The sequence below is a fragment of the Streptomyces sp. NBC_01255 genome, from assembly GCF_036226445.1.
Taxonomy (GTDB): domain Bacteria; phylum Actinomycetota; class Actinomycetes; order Streptomycetales; family Streptomycetaceae; genus Streptomyces.
Window position 1 is genome coordinate 4,856,553 of sequence record NZ_CP108474.1, and the last position, 17,776, is coordinate 4,874,328.

At 63.7% G+C, this 17,776-nt stretch carries 9 protein-coding genes and 5 rRNA genes; 13 read left to right on the forward strand and 1 reads right to left on the reverse strand.

The annotated features are described in order from the left end of the window. Nucleotides 1–95: 95 nt before the first annotated feature. The 13 genes from OG357_RS21860 to OG357_RS21920 all read left to right on the forward strand — a co-directional run bounded on the left by OG357_RS21860 (nucleotide 96) and on the right by OG357_RS21920 (nucleotide 16,110). Nucleotides 96–3,215 (forward strand): 23S ribosomal RNA (locus tag OG357_RS21860). Nucleotides 3,216–3,298: 83 nt separating this feature from the next. Beyond that, nucleotides 3,299–3,415, forward strand: a 5S ribosomal RNA gene (gene rrf, locus OG357_RS21865). 608 nt (nucleotides 3,416–4,023) lie between these two features. Beyond that, nucleotides 4,024–5,549 (forward strand): 16S ribosomal RNA (locus OG357_RS21870). A gap of 286 nt (nucleotides 5,550–5,835) precedes the next feature. Beyond that, nucleotides 5,836–8,956 (forward strand): 23S ribosomal RNA (locus tag OG357_RS21875). 83 nt (nucleotides 8,957–9,039) lie between these two features. Beyond that, a 5S ribosomal RNA gene (gene rrf / locus OG357_RS21880) occupies nucleotides 9,040–9,156 on the forward strand. Together the 16S, 23S and 5S rRNA genes form the textbook arrangement of a ribosomal RNA operon. Nucleotides 9,157–9,223: 67 nt before the next feature. After that, a complete protein-coding gene (locus OG357_RS21885; protein ID WP_329622752.1) occupies nucleotides 9,224–9,871 on the forward strand; it encodes an HAD family hydrolase in 648 nt (215 codons plus the stop codon). Between the two features lie 43 nt (nucleotides 9,872–9,914). Continuing rightward, on the forward strand, nucleotides 9,915–11,117 hold the full coding sequence (locus tag OG357_RS21890) for an MFS transporter (RefSeq protein ID WP_329622753.1): 1,203 nt from the start codon (nucleotides 9,915–9,917) through the stop codon (nucleotides 11,115–11,117). Then, the gene (locus OG357_RS21895) at nucleotides 11,086–12,264 is read left to right on the forward strand and encodes an acetoin utilization protein AcuC (RefSeq protein ID WP_329622754.1); all 1,179 of its coding nucleotides are present in this window, start codon (nucleotides 11,086–11,088) and stop codon (nucleotides 12,262–12,264) included. The genes OG357_RS21890 and OG357_RS21895 overlap by 32 nt, the downstream gene beginning before the upstream one ends. A gap of 123 nt (nucleotides 12,265–12,387) precedes the next feature. Beyond that, entirely contained in the window at nucleotides 12,388–13,203 is an 816-nt protein-coding gene (locus tag OG357_RS21900) for a phosphatase (RefSeq protein WP_329622755.1), read from the forward strand. A gap of 127 nt (nucleotides 13,204–13,330) precedes the next feature. After that, entirely contained in the window at nucleotides 13,331–13,540 is a 210-nt protein-coding gene (locus tag OG357_RS21905) for a helix-turn-helix domain-containing protein (protein ID WP_030223786.1), read from the forward strand. A gap of 164 nt (nucleotides 13,541–13,704) precedes the next feature. After that, a complete protein-coding gene (locus tag OG357_RS21910) occupies nucleotides 13,705–13,803 on the forward strand; it encodes a 30S ribosomal protein bS22 (protein ID WP_003948845.1) in 99 nt (32 codons plus the stop codon). Between the two features lie 138 nt (nucleotides 13,804–13,941). After that, the gene (locus OG357_RS21915) at nucleotides 13,942–15,006 is read left to right on the forward strand and encodes an NAD-dependent epimerase/dehydratase family protein (RefSeq protein ID WP_329622756.1); all 1,065 of its coding nucleotides are present in this window, start codon (nucleotides 13,942–13,944) and stop codon (nucleotides 15,004–15,006) included. Between the two features lie 15 nt (nucleotides 15,007–15,021). Continuing rightward, the gene (locus tag OG357_RS21920) at nucleotides 15,022–16,110 is read left to right on the forward strand and encodes a lysophospholipid acyltransferase family protein (RefSeq protein ID WP_329622757.1); all 1,089 of its coding nucleotides are present in this window, start codon (nucleotides 15,022–15,024) and stop codon (nucleotides 16,108–16,110) included. Between the two features lie 218 nt (nucleotides 16,111–16,328). On the opposite strand, the gene OG357_RS21925 is transcribed toward OG357_RS21920, so the two are convergent. Beyond that, on the reverse strand, nucleotides 16,329–17,588 hold the full coding sequence (locus OG357_RS21925) for a DUF5667 domain-containing protein (protein WP_329622758.1): 1,260 nt from the start codon (nucleotides 17,586–17,588) through the stop codon (nucleotides 16,329–16,331). Nucleotides 17,589–17,776: the final 188 nt, after the last annotated feature.

The following is a 17,776-nucleotide window of genomic DNA, read 5'->3' on the forward strand; positions in this document are numbered from 1 at the left end:
TTCGTGATGCCGGCCCCAGTGAACTTGCTCTTAGGAGCAGGGTGATGGGTGGCTGGTCGTTGTTTGAGAACTACACAGTGGACGCGAGCATCTGTGGCCAAGTTTTTAAGGGCGCACGGTGGATGCCTTGGCACCAGGAACCGATGAAGGACGTGGGAGGCCACGATAGTCCCCGGGGAGCCGTCAACCAGGCTTTGATCCGGGGGTTTCCGAATGGGGAAACCCGGCAGTCGTCATGGGCTGTCACCCATGCCTGAACACATAGGGCATGTGGAGGGAACGAGGGGAAGTGAAACATCTCAGTACCCTCAGGAAGAGAAAACAACCGTGATTCCGGGAGTAGTGGCGAGCGAAACCGGATGAGGCCAAACCGTATGCGTGTGATACCCGGCAGGGGTTGCGCATGCGGGGTTGTGGGATCTCTCTTTCACAGTCTGCCGGCTGTGAGACGAGTCAGAAACCGTTGATGTAGGCGAAGGACATGCGAAAGGTCCGGCGTAGAGGGTAAGACCCCCGTAGCTGAAACATTAACGGCTCGTTTGAGAGACACCCAAGTAGCACGGGGCCCGAGAAATCCCGTGTGAATCTGGCGGGACCACCCGCTAAGCCTAAATATTCCCTGGTGACCGATAGCGGATAGTACCGTGAGGGAATGGTGAAAAGTACCGCGGGAGCGGAGTGAAATAGTACCTGAAACCGTGTGCCTACAAGCCGTGGGAGCGTCGGAAACAAGCTTGCTTGTTTCTCGTGACTGCGTGCCTTTTGAAGAATGAGCCTGCGAGTTTGCGGTGTGTTGCGAGGTTAACCCGTGTGGGGAAGCCGTAGCGAAAGCGAGTCCGAATAGGGCGATTTAGTAGCGCGCTCAAGACCCGAAGCGGAGTGATCTAGCCATGGGCAGGTTGAAGCGGAGGTAAGACTTCGTGGAGGACCGAACCCACCAGGGTTGAAAACCTGGGGGATGACCTGTGGTTAGGGGTGAAAGGCCAATCAAACTCCGTGATAGCTGGTTCTCCCCGAAATGCATTTAGGTGCAGCGTCGTGTGTTTCTTGCCGGAGGTAGAGCACTGGATAGGCGATGGGCCCTACCGGGTTACTGACCTTAGCCAAACTCCGAATGCCGGTAAGTGAGAGCACGGCAGTGAGACTGTGGGGGATAAGCTCCATGGTCGAGAGGGAAACAGCCCAGAGCATCGACTAAGGCCCCTAAGCGTACGCTAAGTGGGAAAGGATGTGGAGTCGCAGAGACAACCAGGAGGTTGGCTTAGAAGCAGCCACCCTTGAAAGAGTGCGTAATAGCTCACTGGTCAAGTGATTCCGCGCCGACAATGTAGCGGGGCTCAAGCGTACCGCCGAAGTCGTGTCATTGCAGCAATAGGGCCAACGCCCGCTGTGATGGGTAGGGGAGCGTCGTGTGCCGGGTGAAGCAGCAGCGGAAGCTAGTTGTGGACGGTTCACGAGTGAGAATGCAGGCATGAGTAGCGATACACACGTGAGAAACGTGTGCGCCGATTGACTAAGGGTTCCTGGGTCAAGCTGATCTGCCCAGGGTAAGTCGGGACCTAAGGCGAGGCCGACAGGCGTAGTCGATGGACAACCGGTTGATATTCCGGTACCCGCTTTGAAACGCCCAATATCGAGCCCATTAATGCTAAGGCCGTGAAGCCGTTCCGGACCCTTCGGGGAAAGGAAAGTGGTGGAGCCGTCGACCCAAGGTGGTAGTAGGTAAGCGATGGGGTGACGCAGGAAGGTAGTCCAGCCCGGGCGGTGGTAGTCCCGGGGTAAGGGTGTAGGGCGTGTGATAGGCAAATCCGTCACACATTAAGCCTGAGACCTGATGCCGAGCCGATTGTGGTGAAGTGGATGATCCTATGCTGTCGAGAAAAGCCTCTAGCGAGTTTCATGGCGGCCCGTACCCTAAACCGACTCAGGTAGTCAGGTAGAGAATACCGAGGCGTTCGGGTGAACTATGGTTAAGGAACTCGGCAAAATGCCCCCGTAACTTCGGGAGAAGGGGGCCATCACTGGTGATCGGATTTACTCCGTGAGCTGGGGGTGGCCGCAGAGACCAGCGAGAAGCGACTGTTTACTAAAAACACAGGTCCGTGCGAAGCCGTAAGGCGATGTATACGGACTGACGCCTGCCCGGTGCTGGAACGTTAAGGGGACCGGTTAGTCACATTTCGGTGTGGCGAAGCTGAGAACTTAAGCGCCAGTAAACGGCGGTGGTAACTATAACCATCCTAAGGTAGCGAAATTCCTTGTCGGGTAAGTTCCGACCTGCACGAATGGCGTAACGACTTCTCGACTGTCTCAACCATAGGCCCGGTGAAATTGCACTACGAGTAAAGATGCTCGTTTCGCGCAGCAGGACGAAAAGACCCCGGGACCTTTACTACAGTTTGATATTGGTGTTCGGTTCGGCTTGTGTAGGATAGGTGGGAGACTTTGAAGCCGTGACGCCAGTCATGGTGGAGTCGCCGTTGAAATACCACTCTGGTCGTGCTGGATGTCTAACCTCGGTCCGTGATCCGGATCAGGGACAGTGTCTGATGGGTAGTTTAACTGGGGCGGTTGCCTCCCAAAGGGTAACGGAGGCGCCCAAAGGTTCCCTCAGCCTGGTTGGCAATCAGGTGTTGAGTGTAAGTGCACAAGGGAGCTTGACTGTGAGACCGACGGGTCGAGCAGGGACGAAAGTCGGGACTAGTGATCCGGCGGTGGCTTGTGGAAGCGCCGTCGCTCAACGGATAAAAGGTACCCCGGGGATAACAGGCTGATCTTCCCCAAGAGTCCATATCGACGGGATGGTTTGGCACCTCGATGTCGGCTCGTCGCATCCTGGGGCTGGAGTCGGTCCCAAGGGTTGGGCTGTTCGCCCATTAAAGCGGTACGCGAGCTGGGTTTAGAACGTCGTGAGACAGTTCGGTCTCTATCCGCTGTGCGCGTAGGAATATTGAGAAGGGCTGTCCCTAGTACGAGAGGACCGGGACGGACGAACCTCTGGTGTGCCAGTTGTCCTGCCAAGGGCATGGCTGGTTGGCTACGTTCGGGAGGGATAACCGCTGAAAGCATCTAAGCGGGAAGCCTGCTTCAAGATGAGTATTCCCACCTCCTTGAGAGGGTAAGGCTCCCAGTAGACCACTGGGTTGATAGGCCGGATGTGGAAGCCCAGTAATGGGTGGAGCTGACCGGTACTAATAGGCCGAGGGCTTGTCCTCAGTTGCTCGCGTCCACTGTGTTAGTTCTGAAGTAACGAACACGCCCCCTTTGGGTGGTGCGGCGGTTCATATCTTCATAGAGTTTCGGTGGTCATAGCGTTAGGGAAACGCCCGGTTACATTCCGAACCCGGAAGCTAAGCCTTTCAGCGCCGATGGTACTGCAGGGGGGACCCTGTGGGAGAGTAGGACGCCGCCGAACAATCATTGTGGGAAAGCCCCGCACCTTATGGTGCGGGGCTTTTCTGCGTTCAAGGCCAAATAGCCGGCTCCGAGCGTCGCGCCGGCGAGACGAGCCGGCCGATGCCGGGACGGTGCACAGCCCGGAGGAGACCTCCTCCGACGGTGCCCGAGGTGGGAATCCGACCCCCAGATGTCTGATAGAGTCGGAGACGCAGGAAGGGACCGGCGCGAAAGCTAAGGGACCGGAAAGCGCCGAGGAAATCGGATGGAAAACATCTGATAGACTCGGAACCGCCGGAAGGGCCTAGAGCGAAAGCGAACAGGACCGGAAAGCACCGAGGAAATCGGATCGAAAACATCTGATAAGCTTCGGAACGAAGGGAAGCCCGGAGGAAAGCCCGAGAGGGTGAGTACAAAGGAAGCGTCCGTTCCTTGAGAACTCAACAGCGTGCCAAAAATCAACGCCAGATTAGTTGATACCCCGTCCATCTTCGGATGGTCGAGGTTCCTTTGAAAAAGTCCACCCCTAGCCGGGTGGCACACAGCGAGGACGCTGTGAACGATCGGTCTTATTCCGACTCGATCGTTCCGCTCAACGCGAGTGTATCGCCGGATTACCGGCAAACATTCACGGAGAGTTTGATCCTGGCTCAGGACGAACGCTGGCGGCGTGCTTAACACATGCAAGTCGAACGATGAAGCCCTTCGGGGTGGATTAGTGGCGAACGGGTGAGTAACACGTGGGCAATCTGCCCTTCACTCTGGGACAAGCCCTGGAAACGGGGTCTAATACCGGATAACACCGGCTTCCGCATGGGAGCTGGTTAAAAGCTCCGGCGGTGAAGGATGAGCCCGCGGCCTATCAGCTTGTTGGTGGGGTAATGGCCTACCAAGGCGACGACGGGTAGCCGGCCTGAGAGGGCGACCGGCCACACTGGGACTGAGACACGGCCCAGACTCCTACGGGAGGCAGCAGTGGGGAATATTGCACAATGGGCGAAAGCCTGATGCAGCGACGCCGCGTGAGGGATGACGGCCTTCGGGTTGTAAACCTCTTTCAGCAGGGAAGAAGCGAAAGTGACGGTACCTGCAGAAGAAGCGCCGGCTAACTACGTGCCAGCAGCCGCGGTAATACGTAGGGCGCAAGCGTTGTCCGGAATTATTGGGCGTAAAGAGCTCGTAGGCGGCTTGTCACGTCGGGTGTGAAAGCCCGGGGCTTAACCCCGGGTCTGCATCCGATACGGGCAGGCTAGAGTGTGGTAGGGGAGATCGGAATTCCTGGTGTAGCGGTGAAATGCGCAGATATCAGGAGGAACACCGGTGGCGAAGGCGGATCTCTGGGCCATTACTGACGCTGAGGAGCGAAAGCGTGGGGAGCGAACAGGATTAGATACCCTGGTAGTCCACGCCGTAAACGTTGGGAACTAGGTGTTGGCGACATTCCACGTCGTCGGTGCCGCAGCTAACGCATTAAGTTCCCCGCCTGGGGAGTACGGCCGCAAGGCTAAAACTCAAAGGAATTGACGGGGGCCCGCACAAGCAGCGGAGCATGTGGCTTAATTCGACGCAACGCGAAGAACCTTACCAAGGCTTGACATATACCGGAAAGCATTAGAGATAGTGCCCCCCTTGTGGTCGGTATACAGGTGGTGCATGGCTGTCGTCAGCTCGTGTCGTGAGATGTTGGGTTAAGTCCCGCAACGAGCGCAACCCTTGTCCTGTGTTGCCAGCATGCCCTTCGGGGTGATGGGGACTCACAGGAGACCGCCGGGGTCAACTCGGAGGAAGGTGGGGACGACGTCAAGTCATCATGCCCCTTATGTCTTGGGCTGCACACGTGCTACAATGGCCGGTACAAAGAGCTGCGATGCCGCGAGGCGGAGCGAATCTCAAAAAGCCGGTCTCAGTTCGGATTGGGGTCTGCAACTCGACCCCATGAAGTCGGAGTTGCTAGTAATCGCAGATCAGCATTGCTGCGGTGAATACGTTCCCGGGCCTTGTACACACCGCCCGTCACGTCACGAAAGTCGGTAACACCCGAAGCCGGTGGCCCAACCCCTTGTGGGAGGGAGCTGTCGAAGGTGGGACTGGCGATTGGGACGAAGTCGTAACAAGGTAGCCGTACCGGAAGGTGCGGCTGGATCACCTCCTTTCTAAGGAGCACAGTACCGATTGCAGACAAACGTTCTGCACGGTCAGCTCATGGGTGGAACGTTGATTAGTTGGCGTGAGCGAACCTGATGGTTCTTCGAGTACTGCTTCGGCGTGGAAAGAAGAGTCCGGTGGGTGGCTCACGCTTGGCACGTTGTTGGGTATCTGAGGGTACGGCCGTATGGTCGTTGCCTTCGTGATGCCGGCCCCAGTGAACTTGCTCTTAGGAGCAGGGTGATGGGTGGCTGGTCGTTGTTTGAGAACTACACAGTGGACGCGAGCATCTGTGGCCAAGTTTTTAAGGGCGCACGGTGGATGCCTTGGCACCAGGAACCGATGAAGGACGTGGGAGGCCACGATAGTCCCCGGGGAGCCGTCAACCAGGCTTTGATCCGGGGGTTTCCGAATGGGGAAACCCGGCAGTCGTCATGGGCTGTCACCCATGCCTGAACACATAGGGCATGTGGAGGGAACGAGGGGAAGTGAAACATCTCAGTACCCTCAGGAAGAGAAAACAACCGTGATTCCGGGAGTAGTGGCGAGCGAAACCGGATGAGGCCAAACCGTATGCGTGTGATACCCGGCAGGGGTTGCGCATGCGGGGTTGTGGGATCTCTCTTTCACAGTCTGCCGGCTGTGAGACGAGTCAGAAACCGTTGATGTAGGCGAAGGACATGCGAAAGGTCCGGCGTAGAGGGTAAGACCCCCGTAGCTGAAACATTAACGGCTCGTTTGAGAGACACCCAAGTAGCACGGGGCCCGAGAAATCCCGTGTGAATCTGGCGGGACCACCCGCTAAGCCTAAATATTCCCTGGTGACCGATAGCGGATAGTACCGTGAGGGAATGGTGAAAAGTACCGCGGGAGCGGAGTGAAATAGTACCTGAAACCGTGTGCCTACAAGCCGTGGGAGCGTCGGAAACAAGCTTGCTTGTTTCTCGTGACTGCGTGCCTTTTGAAGAATGAGCCTGCGAGTTTGCGGTGTGTTGCGAGGTTAACCCGTGTGGGGAAGCCGTAGCGAAAGCGAGTCCGAATAGGGCGATTTAGTAGCGCGCTCAAGACCCGAAGCGGAGTGATCTAGCCATGGGCAGGTTGAAGCGGAGGTAAGACTTCGTGGAGGACCGAACCCACCAGGGTTGAAAACCTGGGGGATGACCTGTGGTTAGGGGTGAAAGGCCAATCAAACTCCGTGATAGCTGGTTCTCCCCGAAATGCATTTAGGTGCAGCGTCGTGTGTTTCTTGCCGGAGGTAGAGCACTGGATAGGCGATGGGCCCTACCGGGTTACTGACCTTAGCCAAACTCCGAATGCCGGTAAGTGAGAGCACGGCAGTGAGACTGTGGGGGATAAGCTCCATGGTCGAGAGGGAAACAGCCCAGAGCATCGACTAAGGCCCCTAAGCGTACGCTAAGTGGGAAAGGATGTGGAGTCGCAGAGACAACCAGGAGGTTGGCTTAGAAGCAGCCACCCTTGAAAGAGTGCGTAATAGCTCACTGGTCAAGTGATTCCGCGCCGACAATGTAGCGGGGCTCAAGCGTACCGCCGAAGTCGTGTCATTGCAGCAATAGGGCCAACGCCCGCTGTGATGGGTAGGGGAGCGTCGTGTGCCGGGTGAAGCAGCAGCGGAAGCTAGTTGTGGACGGTTCACGAGTGAGAATGCAGGCATGAGTAGCGATACACACGTGAGAAACGTGTGCGCCGATTGACTAAGGGTTCCTGGGTCAAGCTGATCTGCCCAGGGTAAGTCGGGACCTAAGGCGAGGCCGACAGGCGTAGTCGATGGACAACCGGTTGATATTCCGGTACCCGCTTTGAAACGCCCAATATCGAGCCCATTAATGCTAAGGCCGTGAAGCCGTTCCGGACCCTTCGGGGAAAGGAAAGTGGTGGAGCCGTCGACCCAAGGTGGTAGTAGGTAAGCGATGGGGTGACGCAGGAAGGTAGTCCAGCCCGGGCGGTGGTAGTCCCGGGGTAAGGGTGTAGGGCGTGTGATAGGCAAATCCGTCACACATTAAGCCTGAGACCTGATGCCGAGCCGATTGTGGTGAAGTGGATGATCCTATGCTGTCGAGAAAAGCCTCTAGCGAGTTTCATGGCGGCCCGTACCCTAAACCGACTCAGGTAGTCAGGTAGAGAATACCGAGGCGTTCGGGTGAACTATGGTTAAGGAACTCGGCAAAATGCCCCCGTAACTTCGGGAGAAGGGGGGCCATCACTGGTGATCGGATTTACTCCGTGAGCTGGGGGTGGCCGCAGAGACCAGCGAGAAGCGACTGTTTACTAAAAACACAGGTCCGTGCGAAGCCGTAAGGCGATGTATACGGACTGACGCCTGCCCGGTGCTGGAACGTTAAGGGGACCGGTTAGTCACATTTCGGTGTGGCGAAGCTGAGAACTTAAGCGCCAGTAAACGGCGGTGGTAACTATAACCATCCTAAGGTAGCGAAATTCCTTGTCGGGTAAGTTCCGACCTGCACGAATGGCGTAACGACTTCTCGACTGTCTCAACCATAGGCCCGGTGAAATTGCACTACGAGTAAAGATGCTCGTTTCGCGCAGCAGGACGAAAAGACCCCGGGACCTTTACTACAGTTTGATATTGGTGTTCGGTTCGGCTTGTGTAGGATAGGTGGGAGACTTTGAAGCCGTGACGCCAGTCATGGTGGAGTCGCCGTTGAAATACCACTCTGGTCGTGCTGGATGTCTAACCTCGGTCCGTGATCCGGATCAGGGACAGTGTCTGATGGGTAGTTTAACTGGGGCGGTTGCCTCCCAAAGGGTAACGGAGGCGCCCAAAGGTTCCCTCAGCCTGGTTGGCAATCAGGTGTTGAGTGTAAGTGCACAAGGGAGCTTGACTGTGAGACCGACGGGTCGAGCAGGGACGAAAGTCGGGACTAGTGATCCGGCGGTGGCTTGTGGAAGCGCCGTCGCTCAACGGATAAAAGGTACCCCGGGGATAACAGGCTGATCTTCCCCAAGAGTCCATATCGACGGGATGGTTTGGCACCTCGATGTCGGCTCGTCGCATCCTGGGGCTGGAGTCGGTCCCAAGGGTTGGGCTGTTCGCCCATTAAAGCGGTACGCGAGCTGGGTTTAGAACGTCGTGAGACAGTTCGGTCTCTATCCGCTGTGCGCGTAGGAATATTGAGAAGGGCTGTCCCTAGTACGAGAGGACCGGGACGGACGAACCTCTGGTGTGCCAGTTGTCCTGCCAAGGGCATGGCTGGTTGGCTACGTTCGGGAGGGATAACCGCTGAAAGCATCTAAGCGGGAAGCCTGCTTCAAGATGAGTATTCCCACCTCCTTGAGAGGGTAAGGCTCCCAGTAGACCACTGGGTTGATAGGCCGGATGTGGAAGCCCAGTAATGGGTGGAGCTGACCGGTACTAATAGGCCGAGGGCTTGTCCTCAGTTGCTCGCGTCCACTGTGTTAGTTCTGAAGTAACGAACACGCCCCCTTTGGGTGGTGCGGCGGTTCATATCTTCATAGAGTTTCGGTGGTCATAGCGTTAGGGAAACGCCCGGTTACATTCCGAACCCGGAAGCTAAGCCTTTCAGCGCCGATGGTACTGCAGGGGGGACCCTGTGGGAGAGTAGGACGCCGCCGAACAATTTTTAGCCTCAACCCCCGGACTCTGTCCGGGGGTTGAGGCATTTTTGCGTTCTAGGCTTTGTCCATGCGATACGACTTGGTCATCTTCGACAACGACGGTGTGCTCGTGGACAGCGAGCCGATTTCCAACACGCTTCTCGCCGGCTACCTGACGGAGCTCGGGCATCCGACCTCGTACGAGGAGTCGGTGCGCGACTACATGGGGTCCGCCATGCACCGCATTCACGAGCTGGTCGAGGAGCGGACCGGGGAGCGCTTGCCCGCGGACTTCGACGCGACGTTCCACGCGCGGGTCTTCGCCGCGTTCGAGAGGGAGCTGGAGGCTGTGCGCGGGGCCGCGGACGTGCTGAAGGGGCTGGCCGAGGCCGGGGTTCCGTACTGCGTGGCGTCGTCCGGGAGTCATGAGCGGATTCGGGTGGGGCATCGGAAGACGGGGCTCGACGCGTGGTTCCGGGACGAGACCGTCTTCAGCGCCGAGGACGTCGGGCGGGGCAAGCCGGAGCCCGACCTGTTCCTGTACGCGGCCGCGCGGATGGGGGTCGCGCCGGAGCGGTGTGTCGTGGTCGAGGACAGCCGGCTCGGGGTCCAGGCCGCCGTCGCCGCCGGGATGGACGTGTACGGGTTCACGGCGATGACGCCCGAGGAGAAGCTCGCCGGCGCCACGGGGTTCTTCCGGGCGATGGGTGAGCTTCCCGCGACATTGGGTCTGTGATCCATCTACCCATCGGTAGGGCCCGGCCCTACGCTGAGCCGCCATGACGGATGCGCGGTTGCGGCGTGGGCGGGGATCCCTGGCGGTCAGTTTCTTCGTGCAGGGGGTCACGTTCGCGCTGCTCGTGACCCGAATACCGGGGATCCAGGACCGGTACGGGATCTCGGACGCGCTGCTGCCCGCCTTCCTCGCCGCCGTGCCGATCCTTGCCGGGGTGGCGAGTGTCGCGACCGAGAAGGCCGTCGCCCGGGTGGGGCCCGCGGTGGTCCTGCGGTGGGCGCAGCCCGTCGTCCTGCTTGCTCTCCTGGGGGTGGGGGCCGGCACGGAGTTGTGGGAGGCGGCGGTCGCCCTCGGGCTCTTCGGGCTTGCGGTGGGCGCCCTCGACGCGTCGATGAACATGCTGGGGGTGAACCTTCAGCGGGCGTACGGGCGGAGCATCATGCTCGGGTTCCACGCCTCGTACAGCCTCGGCGGGATCGCCGGCGCCTCGCTGGCCTGGGTGGGGGCGCACTGGCACCTGTCTCTGTTCGTGTCGTATCTGCCGGTCGTCGCGCTACTGCTGCCCGTCGCCCTCGTGGGCAGTCGGTGGTACGGGGCCGGGGAGCACCGGGCGGTCGAGAAGGAGGCGGGGGAGAGCGGGGGGAGTCGGGTCGCCTTCGCGTTGCTGCTGCCGCTCTGTCTTGTGATGACCTTCGCGTACATCGGGGACTCCACCGTTTCCAACTGGAGTGCCAAGTACCTCCAGGACGTGCTCGGGAGCTCGGAGGAGCTGGCGACCGTGCCGTACAACGCGTACATGGTGACGACACTGCTGGGGCGGGCGGTGGGTGACTTCGGGGTGCGGAAGCTGGGGGCCGCGACCGTCGTGCGGTGCGGGGCGGTGCTCGCGGCGCTGGGGTTCGCGGTGGTGGCGGTGGCGCCGGGGGCGTGGGCGGGGATCGCCGGGTTCACCGTGCTGGGGCTCGGGCTGAGTGTGATCGTGCCGCAGACCTTCGCCGCGGCCGGGAAATTGTTCCCCGGGGCCAGTGACGCTGCTGTGGCGCGGCTCAATGTCTTCAACTACGTGGGGTTCCTCGTCGGGTCGCCGTTGGTGGGGGCGCTCGGGGACGCGTGGAGTTATCGGGGGGCGATGCTGGTGCCGATGGTGCTGGTCCTGGTGACGGTGGTGTACGCCACGTCGTTCGGTTCGCGGGAGGCCCGATACGGTGGCGGGCATGAGCGGCCGCGCACTGTTGATGTGGGATGAAGCTGTCACGCAGTACGACTTCGGGTCCGAGCATCCGATGGATCCGGTACGGCTCGCGCTGACCATGGGGCTGGTGCGGGCGTACGGGCTCGACCGGGCCGTGGACGTGGTCGCGGCGCCGCCGGCCGGGGACTCGACCCTGCGGCTCGTGCACCGCGAGGACTATGTGGCGGCGGTGCGGGCGGCCTCGGCGGATCCGCGCCACGCGGATCAGGCGTACGGGCTCGGTACGGTCGACGATCCGGCGTTCGGCGGGATGCACGAGGTGTCGGCGCTGATCGCCGGGCAGTCGGTCGGGGCGGCGGAGGCGGTGTGGCGCGGGGAGGCCGCGCACGCGGTGAACTTCGCGGGCGGGCTGCACCACGCGATGCCGGGGAGCGCGTCCGGGTTCTGCATCTACAACGACGCGTCGCTGGCCATCGCCCGGCTGCTCGAGCTCGGGGCGGAGCGGGTCGCGTATGTGGACGTGGACGTGCATCACGGTGACGGGGTGCAGGCGGCGTTCTGGGAGGACCCGCGGGTCCTGACGATCTCGCTGCACGAGCATCCGCGGACGCTGTTCCCGCAGACCGGGTGGCCGGAGGAGACGGGTGCGGCGGGGCCTGGTGAGGGCGGGGCCGTGAACGTGGCGCTGCCGGCCGGGACGGGGGACGCGGGGTGGCTGCGGGCCTTCCACGCGGTGGTGCCGGAGCTGATCGCGGATTTCCGGCCGCAGGTGCTCGTGACGCAGCACGGGGCGGACACGCACTTCGAGGATCCGCTCGCGCATCTGGCGGTGTCGCTGGACGCGCAGCGGGTGGTGCAGTCGGCCTGTCACGACCTGGCGCACGAGTACGTCGAGGGCGGGAAGTGGGTCGCGCTCGGCGGTGGCGGGTACGCGGTGGTGGATGTCGTGCCGCGGTCGTGGACGCATCTGGTGGGGATCGCGGCGCATGCCCCGGTGGATCCGGAGTCCGTGATCCCGTCGTCCTGGCGGGACGAGGTGTACGCGCGTACCCGGCAGTTGGGGCCCGCGCGGATGACGGACGGGCGGTGGCCGGTGGGCTTCCGGGACTGGGCCGAGGGGTACGACCCGGCGGATCGGCTGGACCAGGCGGTGCTCGCGACCCGGAAGGCTGCCTTCCCGCTGCGGGGGCTGCTTCCCTAGGGGTGGGGCCGTTCGGGGCGGGAGGTTTCGGGGCGGGGGTGTCCTCCTCGTTCGTTACGCCGACTGTGCACTGTCCCTGGGGTTTCGGCTCCGGGGACGGCGTGTTCCGGCAGCATCGGGAGGGTGTTGAGTACCGGTGCGCTGCGGGCGCATCTTTTGGCGGCGGGGTTGGCGGGGACGGTGGCGACGTCGCGGGAGGAGAGTCTGCGGAGCTATCGGCTCTTCGCCGCTCGTGATCCGCGGGTGCTGCTGGGGCTCGATCCGGCCTGGGGGTGGGGCGAGGCGGATCTGCTGCGGTTGATGGCCGACAAGTGCGGGGTGTCGGGGGATCCGGCGCACCGGTCGGGGCCTGACGTCATCGATCCGGAGCGGACGCTGAGGGGGCTCGACGCCTTCGCGGCGAGGCTGGGGGCGGCGGCCGCTCGACGGGTTCCGGTGCTGTTCGGGACGGGTCATCCGCACCGTCTGCTCGGTTTCTACGTCGCGCTTGCAGACGCTTTGTCGGCGGCGGGATGTCTTGTCCTCACCCCGGCGCAGGGGCGATGTGTCGACATAACGACCCGGTTCGGCGTACGTACGTACCTCCTCGACTACGTACGGGGGGTCGCGTTGGTGCGTGAGCCCGGGCTGTCGGGGGGTGGTCGCGAGCCGGGGGTGCACTCGCACTCCGCGCTGCCGGTTAGGGCCGCGCTCGAAAGCGCGGCCGAGGGCGGCGGGCCGCTGCCGGAGCTGGTGGTCGGGGACCACGGATGGGTCTGCGGTGCAGGTCAGCTGGGTATCGAGGCCATCGGGCTCGCCGATACGGATGATCCGGCGCTGTTCGTCGGTGAGGCGGAGGGGCAGGTGTCGGTGGCCGTTCCGCTTGATGACGGCGTGCGCTCCGACTACTACCGTCCGCTCACGCGCTATGTACTCAATCGAGCGTTTCTGTCACGGTAAACGGCCGATGGCAGCTCCTCTTCCCCACTCGTACCACCCGCCCCTAGTCTGGCGAGTGAGCGCTCGGCGACGAAGAGTCACCGGAGGGGAAGCCGGTGGGCGTCGCGGCGGAAGGTACAGGTGGGTCATGGCTGCTGGCGATCGACCTCTCAACGAGGTCAAGTTTCTGACCGTGGCGGAAGTCGCCTCGGTGATGCGCGTGTCGAAGATGACCGTGTACCGCTTGGTGCACAGCGGTCATCTGCCGGCGATCCGGGTGGGCAGGTCTTTCCGGGTGCCGGAACAGGCGGTTCACGAGTACCTGAGGGAGTCCTTCGTGGGGGTGGGGACCGCGTAGCGAGCGCGCGGCCGTTAAGCCGGGAAAGTCGCGTACGGCCCTCGGATTACAAGCGCGGTGCTCGGGACGGTAGGCTAGGCCGACGTAGGTCGTGTGGGCCCAGACGCCCCGCACCGATCCCCGCCGGGAGGCGGGGATGTTCCGAGAAGTGAGCGAGGGTAGTCGTGGGCTCTGTTATCAAGAAGCGGCGCAAGCGGATGGCGAAGAAGAAGCACCGCAAGCTGCTTAAGCGCACGCGCGTTCAGCGTCGCAACAAGAAGTAAGGCGACCGCTGCATCGCAGCGTTCAGTGCGTCAGGCGTGGCCCTTCACCGTTCGCGGTGAAGGGCCACGCTTTATTCGCGCCGAAATCCGGAGGCGCTACGGTGGCGACCAACGGAAGACGGACGGAAGGCGCTGATCTTGGGCAGGGTCGTGCTCGTCACCGGTGCCGCCCGGCACCTCGGGGGCCGTTTCGTACGGCGAATCCAGCGGGACCCGGAAGTGGAGCGGGTGATCGCGGTGGACGCGGTCGCCCCGGCGCATCAGCTCGGCGCCGCCGAATTCGTCCGGGCGGACATCCGCCGGCCGGCGATCGCGAAGGTCCTCGCCGAGCACGAGGTCGACACGGTCGTCCATATGGACGTCACCGGTACGGCGCTCGGCGCCGGCGGCCGTACGTCGGTCAAGGAGACCAACGTCATCGGCACCATGCAGCTGCTGGGGGCCTGCCAGAAGTCGCCGCGGATCAAGCGGCTCGTGATCAAGTCGAGTACGAGCGTCTACGGCTCCGCGCCGCGCGACCCGGCGGTCTTCACCGAGACCACCCCGGCGAAGTCGCTGCCGAGCGGGGGCTTCGCCAAGGACGCCGTCGAGGTCGAGGGGTACGTGCGGGGCTTCGCCCGGCGCCGGCCGGACGTGGCCGTGTGCGTGCTGCGGTTCGCGAACATCCTCGGGCCGCGGATCGACTCCCCGCTGGCGGAGTACCTGTCGCTGCCGGTCATGCCGACCGTGCTCGGCTACGACCCGAGGCTCCAGTTCGTCCACGAGGACGACGTGATCGACGTCCTGCGCCTGGCGGCGCACGAGCCCCGCAGGGCCACCCTGAACAGCGGCACGTTCAACGTGGCCGGGGACGGGGTGCTGCTGCTCTCCCAGTGCGCGCGGCGGCTCGGGCGGCCGACCGTCCCGGTGCTGCTGCCCGCGGTCACCTGGGTGGGGACGGCGCTGCGCACGATCGGGATCACCGACTTCGCACCCGAGCAGATCCGGCTGCTCACCCATGGCCGGGTGGTCTCGACGGTGCAGATGCGCGAGGTCCTCGGGTTCTCGCCGCGCTATACGACGGCGGAGACCTTCGCGGACTTCGCGGGCAGCAGGGGACCGGGTCTTCTGCCGCCGGAGACGCTCGCCGGGGCGGTGGACCGGCTTGCCGGCCGGCTCGCCCCGGCCACCACTGACATCGACCCACTTCACCACGGCGCCTGAGGAGACCGGACAGCGATGGCGGACGCCAAGGTCATTCCGTTCGACGACGACCGTTCGCGGGCCCGTCGTCGGCCCAGCCGGGCCGACGGGGAGGCGGCGGCCGTCAGAGCCCTCCCCGGGGCGCAGCAGGGCCCTCAGGAGCCTGCGGGGCCCGGGGAAGGGCTGCCCGGTGCCGACGCGGGCGGCGGGGTCGGGGGCGGTGCGGGCGCGGAGGCGGGGAGCGGCGTCGAGGCCGCGTCCCCGTCCGGGGCCGTACCCGGTGGCGGGGGCTGGGAGCGGCGGCTCGCGGGTGGTCTCGCGTTCCTGCGGCGGCGGATCACCGGTGAGTACGAGGTCGACGAGTTCGGCTACGACGAGGAGCTCACCGACCAGGTCCTGATGTCGCTGCTGCGGCCGCTGTACGAGAAGTACTTCCGGGTCGAGGTGAAGGGCATCGAGAACATCCCCGCCAAGGGCGGGGCTCTGATCGTCGCCAACCACTCGGGGACTCTGCCGCTGGACGGGCTGATGATGCAGGTCGCCGTCCACGACCGGCACCCGGCGGGGCGGCACCTGCGGCTCCTCGCGGCGGACCTGGTGTTCGTCCTGCCGGTGGTGAACGAGCTGGCGCGGAAGGCGGGGCACACCCTGGCCTGCGCGGAGGACGCGGAGCGGCTGCTGCGGGCGGGTGAGATCGTCGGCGTGATGCCGGAGGGCTTCAAGGGCATCGGGAAGCCGTTCTCGGAGCGGTACAAGCTCCAGCGGTTCGGGCGGGGCGGCTTCGTCTCGACGGCGCTGCGGGCGGGGGTGCCGATCGTGCCCTGCTCGATCGTGGGGGCGGAGGAGATCTACCCGATGATCGGGAACGCCAAGACACTGGCGCGGGTGCTCGGCATCCCGTACGTCCCGATCACCCCGACCTTCCCGTGGCTGGGGCCGCTCGGGGCGTTGCCGCTGCCGACGAAGTGGACGATCCAGTTCGGGGAGCCGATTCCTACGGACGGGTACGCGCCGGAGGCGGCGGAGGACCCGATGCTGATGTTCAACCTGACGGACCAGGTCAGGGAGCAGATACAGCACACGCTGTACAAGTTGTTGGTGCAGCGGCGGTCGGTGTTCTTCTGACGGTGCGGCCGGCAGCCGGGATCGCCCGCCCGGCGGACGGAGTCCGGCGCAGGCTTCCGAAGCCCGTGAGGCCCCCTGGGGCCGAGCGGTGCGAGGGAGGCAGAGAAAGAGGGGCCAAGTTGTTGGTGCAGCGGCGGTCGGTGTTCTTCTGAGGAGTTCTTCTGACGGTGCACAGAGGTGAGGGGCGCCCCCGTCCGTGGGGCGCCCCTCACCTCTTGCTAGCGAGCGTCCTCGCTGTCGATGCCGAAGCCTGGTAGCAGGCCCGGCAGGAGTGGTGGAAGGGTCACGTCCGGTACGTCGGGGGGTGTCGGGGTCGTGGGAGTGGGGATCGTCGGCGAGCCGGTGGGGGTGGGCGGCTGGAGCAGCCCGCCCGTGTCGCCGCCGAGGAGACCGTCGTCCTCCGGTGACGGGGTGGTGCCGCTGTCCGTGCTCGCGCTTGAGCTCGTGCCGGTGCTCGGGGTGGGACCGGACGGGCGGGGCGGGGCGGAGGTGCTGCCTGTGGGCGGCGCCTCGTGGGTGGACGGCGGACGCTGGGTGTCCGGTGCCTGGGTGTCCTGCGGGGTGCTGGGTCCGCTGGTCGGGCGCTCGGTGGCGATTCCGTCCTTCTCCAGGGTGCGGGGAAGCACCGACTGGAGCGGCTCCACCTCTTCGTCCATGGCGTCGAAGACTCCGGTCACCTCGGTGCCGACGTCCGTGAGCTGGACGGGGAGCCGGTCGCGGATGCCGTTCCAGGTGTCCCGGTGGGCCTGCGCGAAGGAGTTGAGTCGGGCCATGGGGCCGATCTCGCCGTCCTGCTCGTAGGCCTCGCGGAGCAGGCGGTGGCCTTCGCTGGCGTCGTGCTTCATTCCGCCCAGGACGCGGCGGATCTCGGTGAGCGACTCGTGGTCGAGGTCGCCTGAGCGGCCGCGCTCCATGAGTCTGCGGGCCTCGCTGAGCCGGGTGGACGCCTGGTCGAGGTAGATGCCGCCGCGGTCCGCGGCGTCGTCCGCCATTCCGAGCTTGATGTCCTCCATGCCTCGCTTGAGCCCGTAGAGCGAGTCACCGGGCAGGGCGTCGGAGCTGGCAGCGGCCACTCCGCCGAAGGCTCCCGCGGCCACACCGACCGTGAGGCCGCCGGCGGCGAGGCCCTTGGACCAGCGGGAGCGCGGGCGGAGCTTGCGGAGTGGAGACGCCCGGTGGGCTCCCTTGCTTCCCGGTGCCCGTTGCTCCGGGACCGTAGGTCCCGCGGCCGCGCTGCCCTCCATGAGCATCGCTTCCATGGCGGCGACGAGCTGCGCTCGCTGCACCACCTTGACCTCGGGGTCCAGCTGTGGCTTCGGCAGTTCGCCTAGGCCGTTCGACAAGGCCAACAGCCGCCCCTGCTCCGCCGGTTCGGCCGGAGCTTCGGGCTGTTCGGCTGCCGCGCCCTCGGCCGCCCGGTCCTCCAGGGCCTGGGCGAAGGCGTTCGCCCGCCGGTGCGCCGATACGTTCGCGATCACTGGCGGCACCTCCTCTCGTCATGACGGTCGACTCCCCGGGGTGTCCGGAAGGTTGCACACCTTGAACACATCCACACGAACGAGTGAGTGGCTGCGGGCATGGCGTGACCACAGGGAGCCTGCATTCCGCACAACGAGCGGCGCGGCACTTGGGTTACGCGCGAAAGATGATCGGACCAGTGCGTCAC

Coding starts and splice junctions, on each gene's coding strand:
- OG357_RS21885 (WP_329622752.1), top strand. CDS start 9,224: ATGCGATACGACTTGGTCATCTTCGACAACGACGGTGTGCTCGTGGAC.
- OG357_RS21890 (WP_329622753.1), top strand. CDS start 9,915: ATGACGGATGCGCGGTTGCGGCGTGGGCGGGGATCCCTGGCGGTCAGT.
- OG357_RS21895 (WP_329622754.1), top strand. CDS start 11,086: ATGAGCGGCCGCGCACTGTTGATGTGGGATGAAGCTGTCACGCAGTAC.
- OG357_RS21905 (WP_030223786.1), top strand. CDS start 13,331: ATGGCTGCTGGCGATCGACCTCTCAACGAGGTCAAGTTTCTGACCGTG.
- OG357_RS21920 (WP_329622757.1), top strand. CDS start 15,022: ATGGCGGACGCCAAGGTCATTCCGTTCGACGACGACCGTTCGCGGGCC.